7 protein-coding genes and 1 pseudogene are annotated in these 13,943 nt (G+C 40.9%); 5 read left to right on the top strand and 3 right to left on the bottom strand.

Going from position 1 to position 13,943, the window contains the following annotated elements:
• Positions 1-35 precede the first annotated feature (35 nt).
• Complete coding sequence (locus ACF8CV_RS16845; protein WP_023584749.1) at positions 36-977, bottom strand: aldose 1-epimerase; 942 nt, start codon at positions 975-977, stop codon at positions 36-38.
• Positions 978-1,042: 65 nt separating this feature from the next.
• On the opposite strand from ACF8CV_RS16845, the gene ACF8CV_RS16840 reads away from it, so the two are divergent.
• From ACF8CV_RS16840 to ACF8CV_RS16830, 3 genes are all read left to right on the top strand, one after another.
• Positions 1,043-4,120, top strand: a complete 3,078-nt coding sequence (locus ACF8CV_RS16840) for a GH116 family glycosyl hydrolase (protein WP_024103839.1) — start codon at positions 1,043-1,045, stop codon at positions 4,118-4,120.
• 112 nt (positions 4,121-4,232) lie between these two features.
• Positions 4,233-5,249 carry a LacI family DNA-binding transcriptional regulator gene (locus ACF8CV_RS16835; RefSeq protein WP_023584751.1) on the top strand — a complete coding sequence of 339 codons (1,017 nt, stop codon included), beginning with the start codon at positions 4,233-4,235 and terminating at the stop codon, positions 5,247-5,249.
• 165 nt (positions 5,250-5,414) lie between these two features.
• The gene (locus ACF8CV_RS16830) at positions 5,415-7,700 is read left to right on the top strand and encodes a glycoside hydrolase family 9 protein (RefSeq protein WP_023584752.1); all 2,286 of its coding nucleotides are present in this window, start codon (positions 5,415-5,417) and stop codon (positions 7,698-7,700) included.
• 177 nt (positions 7,701-7,877) lie between these two features.
• Here ACF8CV_RS16830 and ACF8CV_RS16825 read toward each other — a convergent pair.
• A pseudogene (locus ACF8CV_RS16825) lies at positions 7,878-8,675 on the bottom strand (family 16 glycosylhydrolase).
• A gap of 264 nt (positions 8,676-8,939) precedes the next feature.
• On the opposite strand from ACF8CV_RS16825, the gene ACF8CV_RS16820 reads away from it, so the two are divergent.
• Together ACF8CV_RS16820 and ACF8CV_RS16815 are read left to right on the top strand one after the other, a co-directional pair.
• On the top strand, positions 8,940-9,935 hold the full coding sequence (locus ACF8CV_RS16820; protein ID WP_023584754.1) for a Gfo/Idh/MocA family protein: 996 nt from the start codon (positions 8,940-8,942) through the stop codon (positions 9,933-9,935).
• A gap of 231 nt (positions 9,936-10,166) precedes the next feature.
• A complete protein-coding gene (locus tag ACF8CV_RS16815; protein WP_023584755.1) occupies positions 10,167-11,186 on the top strand; it encodes a LacI family DNA-binding transcriptional regulator in 1,020 nt (339 codons plus the stop codon).
• Between the two features lie 57 nt (positions 11,187-11,243).
• Here ACF8CV_RS16815 and ACF8CV_RS16810 read toward each other — a convergent pair whose 3' ends face one another.
• The gene (locus ACF8CV_RS16810) at positions 11,244-13,568 is read right to left on the bottom strand and encodes a glycoside hydrolase family 9 protein (RefSeq protein ID WP_023584756.1); all 2,325 of its coding nucleotides are present in this window, start codon (positions 13,566-13,568) and stop codon (positions 11,244-11,246) included.
• Positions 13,569-13,943 lie beyond the last annotated feature (375 nt).

Genomic DNA, 13,943 nt, shown 5'->3' with positions numbered 1-13,943 from the left:
TGTTTAATGGGGAGCATTATAGCTCCCCAATTTAGTTAGCCAAAATAGGCTTGGCATTGCCAATGAAACTGCATGCTTTCCTCTGGGGCGAGCTCTAGTAAGCCTATCTGGTTATTGAAAGCATCTGCTGGGCACGTCATTGGCTCAATAGCAATGCTAGATTCTGATGGAGGCATATATAGCTGTACGAATGAGTAACCTTCATTTTGCTGAAAACGCAAAGAAGCACTTTTATCGTTACGTTCCAACATCAGCGTTTGTTTTGAAGTATCACTAAATTGGTAGCAATGGTTGAGGTTCATTTCTTTTAGTGATGTCGGGGTAGAAAAGGCATTGCTACCAACAAATCTCCCAGTTGGTAAATCGTTCTGATGTTGCAGCTCCGTGTGGGGAGACATTGTGAGTTGGCATTGTTCTAATTCACAACCGAGAGAAAAGTAGGGGTGGCAAGCATCTCCAAATGGAAAATGTTCAGTTCCTAAGTTGGTTACAGTCGTATTGCAGCTTAACTCACCATTGGAATCAACACGGTAGCGTATATCTAGGCGAAACGCGAAAGGGAAACCATCGGCTAATCTGGTTGTTTCAAAACGAAAAATGGCTTCGGCATAGTGGTTGTTTGTTTCATAGTCTACGAGTTCAAATGGTTGGTTATAGAGTAAACCGTGGACTGCATGATCTGACCAAGGAAAGTTAGCTTCTAGTGTGTACGTACGTTGTCTATAACTGTAACGTCCTGAATTTAGACGATTTGGAAAGGGAAACAACTTAGCACCGCGCGAAAAGAAAGGATGAGATTTAGTGAGGTCATCACTGTCTTGGTATCCTACGATAAACGAAAATGGACTGTGGTGTACTTTATATTGGTTAATAATTGCGCCAAAGTCTTGGATAATTTCGACTTGGATTCCTAGATTGTCATTTAATATAGTTGTGGATTTGAACTTCCCAAAATTACTTTTAATTAACTTAAACATAAATATTCTCCTTTTTATTAGATATTAAAGGATTAGTTTAAATATTCAATGTTGGATTTGAAATTATGATAAATAAAATTCCATATACATCGTATTCAGGCCTAGCGGGAGACCTATGTAATAAAGGAAACGCCGTTGAGTTTATTCAACCTTGGTATACGCCGATATCAACAACACCTGCAAATACTGGGATGGCTGTCGGTGGTATAGGTTCTACATTTACTTTGACTCCGCAAGGGAATACGCCAAATTTTGCTTTTATTTCAGGGATGTTTGTTGACTGTGAACATGAGAGTGTTCATTTTAACGACTTCTATTTTTCTGTTATGGATGAGTATTCAATAGATAATATTGACATTCCTAACGTTGAAGAAATGATGAATTTCCTGAAATATTATCCGGCTGATTTTTTATTTGAATTATCAACGTGTGATAATAAGGAAACGATTCTTTCTGGCATAAAGGATTGCTTGCTAACAGGCCAATTTTATTCAAATAATAAGTCTAACTTTGAGCGCTGGAATATTGAGTTTTCAGGTAAAACTCAACAAGCAATTGCGAACAATGAAAGTGCAATCGAAACGCAATTGTTGGTGGCTATCGACTTCTTCGACGGTTTATTGGTAAACCGTTCTGTGCGCGCGTTGTCGCTTACGGCTAACCAAAAGTCGAATGTGGCATCGATCGATGCTAACAACATTGTTTATCGTGCATTATATCCGATTGCAGAGTATGAATATCAAGGTTTTGATTCTATTACTTTAACTCGTCAGGTTATATCTCCAATCGTTAAAAATGACCAAACACTTTGTAGTTTGCCGATGCACTGGAACCACTTTGAAGTGAGCAACAAGAGTGACCGAGTTCAACTTGTGACTTTAGTTCAACCATTGCGTAATTTGATTGGCTCAACCTATAAAAAAGCGCGAGATGGCGTTCAAGATTCTTGCAGTTATTTGGTTCAGAATGCGATCAAACAACAGCATCAACCTGTATCTATCTCAGGGGAGGACTATGAATTCCAAGGCGTGAGTATGACATCGAATTCACCGTACGAAGGAGATATCTCTGGTGAAGTTTTGTACGGTGTACATACTCAGGTCAGTGGTGTGGCCGCGGATCAAGTCACAGTCTCCGTTAAGCCTCAGGTATATAGCAGCAAAGCCGATAGACAAGTTGAGCGAGCATTAAAGACAGGCCGAACAAATCAACACTTTGATCATGGCATTTATAGCGGCAGAGAAGCGTTGAGCGCCCTAGTTTGTGTTCAGGTGACGCTAAAGCCGGGAGAGACAATCGCACTTAGGTTTGCACAAGTGATGGACCACAGCAAGATCATGTTAGATGATTGGGAGAGTGAAAAAGCGTACACCCGTTACTTCCCGGTAGAATCTCGAGCACAAACTATGCTTAACATGACATTACCTAGACTTGGACAGATCGAGCAAGAGATTATTGCGCAGCAATGCGAGTTTCTCGATATGGCGAGTAGGAATTTTGATGATAGTGATAGTGCACTACGCTATGCAACGATGGCGATGAATAGTTTGTCTTTCTTAGCGGAATCTACGGTTTGGGATAGAGAAAACACACTTCTGGTTAAAGAATGTGTTGATTATCCATTCTTTAACTCATTAGATGTGTATTTTTATGGTTCTTTCTCGCTGTTGTATTTACTACCCGAACTAGACGGCTGCGTAATGAAACATTTTGCCAAAGCTATATTGGCTAGTGATGTAACCCTACGGCGCTACTGGGAATATGAAGATAAGCCTTATGCTGAACTAGTGGATGAAAAATATCAAGGTACAAGATCCGAACGTGGTGCTGTAATCCATGATCTAGGTAGCCCTTATGACATTCAGCCCGATGCTTACAGTTGGCATAATGTCAAAGAGTGGAAAGATCTGGCGCCTAAATTCATTTTGATGGTGTACCGACACTGGCAAAAAACGGGGGACAAATCTGTCGTTGAGAGTTGTTGGTTTGCGGTAAAAGAAAGTATTCAATACCTTACTAATCTTATTGAGCCAGGCGACACTCTACCATTGACTCGTGGTACAGATGATACATTTGATAACCTCGCTTCTCACGGTATATCTATTTACTGTGGTAGTTTGTGGGCGGCTGGTTTACGTGCGGCGAGTGAGTTAGCTTTGATCGTCGAAGAAACAGAGCTGGCTGAAGACTATTCTCGCCGATCAAAAGAGGCTCTTGAGACATTGGAGCGTGGGTTATGGGATGAACAGGAAGGCTATTACCATTTCTTTATCACTCCTGTGCAAGCAAAGCACCTATCTGGTCATGACTTCGAAACACTTGAAAAAATTGGTTTAATGTTAACAGGCGACACTGTGCATGACGCTAATTTGGTGAATAAATATTTAGATGCGTATGAAATAAATAACGGTAAGAGTAAGCGCGAACAACGCATGGCCAAGAAACAAATCCTGTTGGAGTTGGCTCCAAATGCTTTTCGTGATGAATTTGCCCAGTTAGTAGCAGATTCAGATAACAGTTTTGGTGATGCATTGCTTGCAGACAGTTATCTAAAATTAGTTAAGCTACCAGGTTTGTTTGACTCATCTCGCATTGAGCGTACTTTAGATTTTATTTATCAGACTAACTATGTGCTTAACAGCCCTAAGTTGGGTGTTGCGAATATGACGTTGGCGGATGGCAGCCCTCATGAAGCATTTCAGGCTCAAGATGTTTGGATTGGCGTTCAGTTTAGTGTTGCAACGGCTTTACGCCTTGCCGGTAAGCAAAAGCAAGCAGAAACCTTGATGGATGCGGTGTATAAAGCCCTTTATGAAATGGCGAAGATCCCTTTTGCCGCACCTGAAGGTTTTAACTGTTCAGTGTCCGTGAGTAGTAGTGACTTGGTTGAACGTTTTGGTTTAGCAACGGATGAGGCATATTATGTATTGAACCAACTCAAGAGTCTTGGCCATTTACTTGGTGATGGTCGAGTTAATCCCGACCTTACTCTAAACTCCGAAGAATTTAAGCAGAGTTTGCCTGAAATGCCATCAACCGTAGCTCATGATGAGTTCCATACTTGGTTACTGAGTACTGGGTTAAAATATACGGCTGGACGCTACTTTCGACCAGGAATGATCTATTCCTACCTTTACCAATAAAGTAGTTGGCTTCCCCGAAGGTTAAAAATGTGGGATTAGTAGTGAAAACCAAATCAATCCCACGTTATATTTCACGTCTTTGTACACAAAAAATTAAAGATAGAATCAACCTATGGTTAGGAAAAAAAGCAAAACTCCAACTTTGTATGATGTAGCAGACTTAGCCGGAGTGTCACCGAGTACGGTTTCACGTTTCTTAAACCGTACTTCTCAAGTCTCGGAAGATAAAAGTCATAAGATAGAACAAGCAATTACTACTCTTGGTTACAAACCCCACTTTCAAATACAGCAAGCTAAGAGCCGTCGTTCAATGACAATTGGCGTTTTGGTGCAGCATCCAGACAGTCCTTATACCAGCAGTATTCTTAATGATATGGAAAAAGTATTGATGGCTCAGGGCTACTCATTAGTATTAGCGACCGGACATTGGCAGAATAAGCTAGAGATGAATGCGCTTGAATACTTGATGAGGTGTTCTGTTGATGGTTTGATCGTAGTGACCGGAGACCTAAGTGAACAGTTGATCAGACAAACCGCGGAATCGATCCCTGTTATTGCAGTTGGATATAATATCGAAGGAGAAAACATTCGCTCATTGAGTTTGGATAATTGTCTTGGTGGCTACATAGCCACTTTACATTTGTTGCAACTCGGCCATATGAATATTGCGCATATTAAAGGTCTGGATTTTCATCCTGACTCCAAAGCTCGCTTTAAAGGGTATAAAAAGGCTCTAGCAGAATTAAATATTAAACCTAATCCAAAGCTCGTTATGCAAGGTGATTTCAGTGCCGAGACTGGATACAAAAAAACGATTGAACTAATCGAATCTAAAACGCACTTTTCTGCGATATTTTCTGCTAATGATCAGACGGCTTATGGTGCAATTAAGGCGTTGACAGACAGGGGACTCCGTGTGCCAGAAGATGTATCAGTTATCGGATTCGATGATTTGCCTGTTTCCCAATATTTCACTCCAGCTTTAACGACTCTGCGTCAGCCAATTGAAGAAATCGGTACTTTATGCGCTAAGTCGATGCTGAACTTATTGTCAGGAGAGCGGTTCGAAGCCAGATTACCACCGATTGACCTCATTGTTCGTCAGTCAACGAAGTCTATTTATAGGTAAGATTCTCTTGAAACAGATTCATTGAGCTATCGTTGAATGTTAGCGGTGTCACGAAGGGATAATTCTGTATATTTTATACCTACATTTTGTGCATTTACATCAAATTAATGCGCGTGAAATTGGCTTATTTTCGCTGTGTTGTTATTTCAATGTTTAGGAATAAGTATGTACAAAAAGAAACTAACACTGGCAATCATACTAACGCTTTCATCTAGTTCGGTTTTAGCAAACGAACAGTTAATTAATGGTTCGTTTGAAGGCAGTATGGATGGCTGGTGGAATGCTGGCGCTGATGTCAAAGTTGAAAATGGTGAAGCGTGTGTTGAGATTAGAAATCCGGGTGAAAACTCGTGGAATGTGATTTTGGGACAAGGCGGCATCGGTCTAGCTAACGACGCCGATTATCAGGTTTCATTTGATGCGTACGCAACTACTGATACTCAAATGAAATCCCTCATTCAACACGAGGGGCCTCCTTACACTCACTACTTCATTGACGAGACACACGTTTCGACAAAGAAGAAAACTTATAAGTTTAATTTCACTCACGATACAGAAAGTGATGCAAAAACAGAATTCCAGTTCCAAATGGGGGCACAAAAAACTGGAACTATATGCGTCAGCAACGTATCGATTCTTGGTGAGCGATATATAGAAGAGCTAAAGACGAGTTCTGTTCGTGCTAACCAAGTTGGTTACCTCCCTCAAGCCGATAAGTTAGTATTTGTTGCTAATGAATCTAAAGAGCCAGTGAAGTGGGTGTTAACAAACAGCAGCAATATCAACATTGATATGGGCAGAACCCAAGTATTTGGTGAGAATAAAGCTTCTGGTGAATTTATCCACCAAATTGATCTATCGAACTACAAAACAGATATGAGTGGTTTGAAAGTTAAAGTCGGTGAAGACGAGAGTTTTCCATTTAAAATCAGCAAAGATATTTACAGCCAGTTGAAATATGATGCGTTGTCATACTTCTATCAAAACCGCAGTGGTATCGATATCGAAAAAGCCTTAGTACAGCGTGACGATTTAGCTCGCCCAGGCGGTCATATGAGTGATGTGGTCACTTGTTTTGATAAAGTGGACAGTTGGGGTAATCAATGGCCAGGTTGTGACTTTTCTGTTGATGTCACCGGTGGTTGGTATGATGCGGGTGATCATGGCAAATATACAGTTAACAGCGGTATTTCGACTTGGACGCTGCTCAATTTGTATGAAAGAGGTAAATGGCTAGAAAATGTGCCAATCCCTTTTGCTGATGGGAAAGTGAAAATTCCTGAAGCGGGAAACGGTGTTAATCCTTTGCTATCAGAAGCTCGTTGGAATATCGAGTTCATGTTGGCTATGCAGATCAACACAAACAGCCCAGTCGCGGTGCCAATCGGTGATCAGTCGAAAGGTAAGACACTGAAATTGACAAAGATTAACCCTAAAGGCATGGCTTTCCATAAAGTTGCTGACGAAGCTTGGACTGGGATGCCATTACCTCCTCACCTAGATACACAGAAGCGATATGTGGGCTATCCTACTACCGCTGCTACGTTAAACTTGTCAGCGATAGGTGCTCAATGTGCGCGAATTTGGAAAGATATTGATCCAGAGTTCTCGAAAACCTGTCTGAATGCAGCGGAAGAGGCTTGGAAGTCAGCGAGCAGAAGCCCTAACATTTTCGCATACGATAACTTTACGGGTTCTGGTCCTTATGATGATTCTGAACTTTCTGATGAGTTTTACTGGGCAGCTAGTGAGCTTTATATTACGACAGGAGATAGCAAGTACGCTGATGCTCTGAAAAGTTCTTCTCATTACCTTGAAACACCAAAAGGGGATATTGAGGCAACTGGCGAAATGTTTTGGGGTTATACGGCACCTTTAGGAACCGTAAGCTTAGCGATAGTCCCGAACGGCCTAGGTGAGGAGCACGTTAAGATTGCAAGAAACAACTTGATAGAAACGGCGGACAACTTTGTAAATCAGATTAAGAACGAGGGTTACCATATTCCTTACACGGTAGAAGAATATCCGTGGGGATCAAACTCAAGTTTTGTAAACCGATCTATGCTGCTAATTTACGCGTACGATTTCACTGGTGATCTTATGTATGTCAAAGCCGCGGCCAACGCGATGGATTATCTACTAGGTGCAAACCCAATGAACCTATCCTATGTTACAGGTTATGGTCCAAATGCTGCTAAGAATCCACATCATCGTTTTTGGGCGCATGCTGCGGATGAGAATTCACCTGAACCTGCGCCTGGGGCATTGGTTGGCGGTCCAAACTCTGTAAGTTACAGTGATCCAGTTGCCGCTACGTTGAAGGGCGTATGCGTTGGACAAACGTGCTATCGTGATAACATCAATGCTTGGTCGTTTAATGAAATTACAATTAACTGGAATGCTCCATTGGTTTGGGTAGCAACTGCCTTAGATGAAGGTCAATTGAATTAACAAGCCCGGTTACGACGTTAATAGGTCACTTTACATTTTTTCTCTTGAACGAAAAAGTGAGGTGGCCTTTTATTACAACAAGTAATAATGATTAAATAACTAATTTATTCGATATAAAAATACCCAAGTAACATAACGGAACTTGGGTATATGTTGTTTTTAAAAGTGTTATATTTATTAATTTATACCTGTTTGGTTGTTCGTTAATCCAAGCACTAACATGCCATTCCTAATTGCTATGTTGTCTTGTGAAAATGTTACTAGGTTTCCATCAAAACTCCAATCGCCTTTTCCCCAACGCTTTTCATTGAAGCTATTAAAATCATCTCGCCACTCTAAGTTAAAGTCGCCATTATTAAAGCTATGATATTCAATCCAGTCGACATATTGATATAATGGTAAGTTTTTAGTATTGAATAAACCAGCCCATTCAATAGCTTCAGATATCCATAAATTCATACAGTAACTTTGAGGTGAATCTCGCATATCAATAACTTGTTTTGATGTTGCCGCAGTTTCAGTATGGATCACCTTTCCATCGACTTTCCACGTTATTTCATCTGGTGTCCAGATTAACGTGAACTCGTGGAACTGGTCCAAATTTTGTATGTTGTGAATAGTCTCTGAATGTATGCGTTTTGTACTATTTCCCGTAATTAGGTTAGTTTGTAGTTGATCTGGTTGTTTCCCAACCACTTCGATATCAATTTCTCTCCAAGGGATGCCGCCCTGCTATGACTCGTTATCGTAAGTGAAAAACGAAGAGATAACACCAGGGCTTGATACCATCTTCATACGCATAACAAACTTGCCGAACTTAATTTTATTATGACTGTAAATTTCCGCGCCATAAAGAGGTGTTTTGGTTTTATTGAGTTTTCCTGTTTTTATTAATGTATCTTGATTAATATCTGTATGTGATTGTCCTTGATTAGATGCTGATTGTGATTGGCAACCACTTAGTGCACTCCCTATAAGTGCGATAGTTGCGATTGATATGATTTTTTTTCATAACCATCCTTATTAATTTAAATACTGAAAATTATTTTATGTTTCTAAACTGTCTATTTCAAATTTCTTAATTAAATATGAGAGGTTTGGGTGAATATTTTAACTATAAGTTGTAAGTGGTTTTTATTATCTAAATTTAATTTATTGAAGTTGACAATTGTGAGGAGTTAGAGCTAGGAAAACGTTTGATTATTTGCTATTTTCTAATTGAAATAATAAGGAATGTTTATGACTGAAAAAAAATTCAATTGGGGTATTATCGCCCCAGGTAGAATAGCTCACACTTTTGCTAAAGCGTTAGATGTAGTCCCTAATGCAAACTTGTATGCCGTAGCAAGCTTAAACCTAGAGCGAGCCAACTCTTTTGCGCAAGAATACGAATGTCAGCATGTTTACAATGACTACCATGCCTTAATCGATGATGCACTTGTAGATGCGATTTACATTGCTAACCCTCATCGCTTTCATTTTGAATGGGTAAAAGCATGTCTTTTGGCGGGGAAGCCGGTTTTGTGTGAAAAGCCACTTTGTGTAGATGAAGCTCAAGCACGGGAGTTAGTAGAACTCGCTGAAAAACGTCAGGTCTTCTTGATGGAAGCTGTTTGGACACGCTTTTTGCCAATTTGGCAGCAGGTGTCAAACTGGCTGGGTGAAAAACATATTGGTGACTTACGCCTATTGAGTTCATCTTTCGGTTTTAACGTACCACGTGATGAGAATGATCGACTATTAAACAATGACTTAGCAGGTGGAGCACTGCTCGATATGGGAATTTATAACCTCACCATGTCACAGTTTGTGCTGCAACGTGAGCCAAGTGTGATAGTGGCGAATGGCATGATTGGTGAGACAAATGTCGATGAACGTACCAGTGTAATTCTTGATTATGATGGTATTGGTAGCCAGTTCACGGTTAGCTTGAACACCACGTTGGACAATAGTTTCACGATTTACGGTAGCAATGGCTACATAAAAATCGAATCCATGTTTTGGGCAGGTTCGAAGGCGGTATTATGTGTTGCCGGCGAAAAAGAGGAAGTGGTGGAGCGACCGTTTAGAGCAACAGGTTTTGAATATCAAATTGAAGAGGTAATGAGTTGCATTGCTCAAGGTAAACTTCAGAGTGATGTCATGAGCTGGCAAGACACTATAAATACGATGAAAACCATGGATGAAATTCGTCGGCAGATCGGGCTGGAATACCCATTCTTACATCACACTTAAAACAGATCGTGCGCGTGCAGATTTGCGCTAGCAACTAGGCAGTGTCATCCTCTCTAGTTGCTATTGGTTACACGTGTGGATATAGCCTACCAAGAAGTATTATTTTGTTATCTCTATTGTTATTTGCAAAAATATAAGAGGTTGATTTTTACCAACCCTTTACCTTCACTAATCTGAAAACATGTGTTAGAACGGTTACTCTAGATTGGATCTAAAGCATTAAGTCTTCATATGGATAAAACAAATAAAACCAAGGCGCCTACCGCTTACGAAGTTGCGAAGCTTGCTAACGTATCTCCCAGTACGGTTTCTCGATACTTTAATAGATCGTCCTATGTCTCTAATGATAAAGCGGAGAAAATAGAAGATGCCATCCGTTTATTGGGGTATAGGCCTCAAGTCGATGTTGATAAACTGGTCAAAACCCGTTCGCTGACGATTGGCGTACTGGTTCAGAATCCGGACAGTCCTTACACCAGTTCTATTCTGATAGATATAGAAAAGGTGCTTGATGAACATGGGTATTCAATATTGATGTCAGTGAATAGTTGGCAGCAGAGGTTGGTTTCTCATTCTCTTGACTATCTTCTCAAAAGCGATGTGGATGCGATCATCATCATTTCTGGCAATGTTGATAAGTCGCTTATTGTTAAGTGTGCTGAGAAAATACCCGTGGTTGCGGTTGGCTATGATATTGAGGGAGATAATATTCAGTCGATCGCACTTGATAACACGCTCGGTGGGTATCTTGCCACCTTGCACTTAATACAGCTTGGGCACGTTAATATCGCACATATAAAAGGCTTGGCAAATCATCAAGATGCGACTTCCCGTTTTCTTGGTTATAAAAAAGCACTCTCGGAGGCAGGCGTTGCTTATAAGGAAAAGTTGGTGTTGGAGGGCGATTTTGGTATCAAAACTGGCTACGATAAAACGGTAGAGCTTGTTCAGTCTGGCGTGTATTTTTCCGCCATATTTGCCGCTAATGATCTTACCGCCTTTGGTGCAATCAAAGCATTACATAAGCATGGGTTCAAAGTTCCGGAAGATGTGTCCGTTATTGGTTTTGATGACCTACCGATGTCGCCTTATTTCACGCCTTCTCTTTCAACATTACGTCAACCACTTGATGAAATCGGTGCGATCAGTGCTCGATGTGTATTAAAGCTGCTGTGTGGAGAAGTCGAAACGGTTAGGCTTCCACCTATTTGTTTAAAAGCGAGAGATTCAACTAAGTCTCTATATCGATAAGAGCGCGAGTAAAAAGCCGAAAATACTTTTTCGGCTTTGTTACGTTATGCTACTCAGTTATTGAACGGTTTCATCTAAGAAACTCGTCGCCCAGAAAAATGGCGCATTCCAGTTGATGGTTATTTCATTGAGTGTCCACGCCCCGATATCGTCTTTCCAACAAGTTTGTCCAATACACTTGCCTTTCATTGACGCTGCGACAGGGTCACTGAAGTTAATAGAGTTAGGACCTCCAGACATGACACCAGGAGCGACTACTGGAGATTCACTGTCGGCGGCATGAGCCCAAAAACGGTGATGAGGATTCAGAAGCGGGCGACTTCCATAGCCCGAAACATAAGACTGATCTAACGCGTTACGGCCAAGGACATAGTCCATCGCATCAATAATAGCTTCTACATACTTACGATTATTTGTGAAATCATAAGCAATACCTAGGAAGATACTGCGGTTCATTAAGTTGGAATTTGAACCCCATGGGTACTCTTCGGTGTTGTAAGGAATGAGATAACCTTCTTTTTCTATCGACTGGTAATAAGCGTCCGCAGTTTTGATAATATTCGCACGTGCTTTCTCTATTTCGCTAGCTGGTAATTTATTAGGAACGATAGCAAGAGACAAGGTTCCTGCTGCGCTCACTCCTTGCCAGTACAGATCGCCAGTCGCATTAAGGTCTCCTTTAGGAGTTGCTAAATAGTAAGGTGAAGATTGAACCGCTTTTTTGTATTCTTCTTTCCCTGTCGTGACAAACAGTTCCGCAGCGGCCCAGTAAAACTCATCATCTAGTTGAGTATCATCATATGGGCCGGAGCCGACAAAGTTGTCGTATGCATACACATTTTTGTGTTGATTGGCTGCCTTCCAGGCTTTTTCTGCAGAAGTTAGGCAACGCTTCGCATAGCTTGGATCGAGGTCTTGCCAAATCCTTGCACATTGAGCGGCTGTAGCGGCTAAGTTAAGTGTAGCGGCGGTGGTCGGGTAGCTTAAGAATCGCTCACGTGGATCTTTGTGAGGAGGTAAAGGCATTCCCGTCCAAGCGTCATCAGCGACTTTATGAAAAGCCATGCCATCGGCATCAATCTGCGTGAGTTTCAATTGATCTAATTTCTCGGATTGATCACCCACGGGAACCCAGATTTTGCTATTTTCAGGCACTTGCATTGCCATCATAAAGTCCATCATCCAACGACTTTCATCAAGAAGATCGTTGAAGTTGTTGTTATTTTCTGGGATCTTTACTTTTCCATCTGCAAAGGCGTTGGTACGATTTGCCTGCTTTTCTCTTTCGTAGTAGTTGGCGAGAGTCCATGCCGAAATGCCGCCATTAACCACGTACTTGCCATGATCTCCCGCGTCATACCAGCCGCCAGTGACATCTAAGTTAAGATCACAACCTGGCCATTGGTTTCCTTTTGCATCGGTTTTATTAAAACACGTAACAACTTCAGGCAAATGTCCTGCAGGTCGAGCGAGATCGGCTCGTTGCACGTATTCAGGCACAATATCAATGCCACTGCGTTGTTGATAGAAGAAAGAAAGAGCGTCGTACTTCATTTTTCTATAAATGGCATTATCAATAACAAATGGATGGCTTTGATGTCCGTCCACTTCTAACGTGGCTTGCTTTGCCGGCTTTTGCACACTGCTAAAATCGATCAACTGGACATGTTCACCAGAAGCTTTATTCAAGCCGAATGGAATCGTTTCACCTTCGGCGATAACTCGTTGGTCAGAACCTAATAACTTCCAACTCACAGGTGATGTCTCTTTAGTGACGACCGTGGCATGTTTAGGCCCATGGATAAAGTAGCCAACTTGGTTAACTCTTACGCGAGCTAGGTTGCTCTCCTTAACATATTTTGGCCCGGTTAAAGAAACATCTTTAAGACAGACGGTTGTTGGTGATTCGGTTCCCATTTGAAACTGGAATTGAACGTTATCGTCATCACCAGCTGGCTTAAACGAAAATTGAAATGGTTTAAGATCCTGATTGAGAGCAATATCCTGAACAAAATGGTTGGTGTATGGCGCTCCATTATGCTGGACGAGTGCTTTTACGTTTATTGACTGTTTTGCTAGCGCACTAAATTGTAGATGGTAGTCTTGGCCTTGTTTTAAGGCCAGTCCCGATTGTCCAAGAATAACATCCCATGGATTCTTACCCCTCTGAGTAAAGGTAATACAACCCATCTCGTCGGTAGATTGTAGTTCTGCGCCTGCAGCCCACCATCCATCAGTGCTTTGTGAAAAACTGCCATTGGTAATGAGTTCTTCTTTATATTTGCTGGTATTATTGGACGTCGATGGCTCTACAGCACAGCCACTAATTCCAATAAAGCCACAACTAAAAATAGCTACGATACTTAGCTGTTTCTTATTCATTTTAACCTCGTGAACTTTAAAAGATGATATTGATAGGTCTCTTTTATAATCGTAATTAACCCCACCGAAAGTGGAGGTTTGAATATGTATTTTTATAAATGGGGGAACTTTGATAAAACGATATGTTACTTAATAATGCAAGTGGTATTTTTTAAATTGTGAAGGCGGTTACCATTTAATATTTTTATCCCATTTTTCTTTTAAAATCCATTCTCAATTTCAAGAAATGATTTCATGAAGGCTATGGAAGTGTGATTGATTCCTTTTTTTTAATTTTTACTAATTAATAAAAACTTTATTTTTAAAGATGGATATGGACAAATTTTAACAAATACATATAGAGTCTAATCGTAAAATAAGTGGGGGAAACAAAGA

Source organism: Vibrio sp. zbq_1, assembly GCF_043102935.1.
Classification (GTDB): domain Bacteria; phylum Pseudomonadota; class Gammaproteobacteria; order Enterobacterales; family Vibrionaceae; genus Vibrio; species Vibrio parahaemolyticus.
This window is presented reverse-complemented; position numbering and strand designations above follow the sequence as displayed.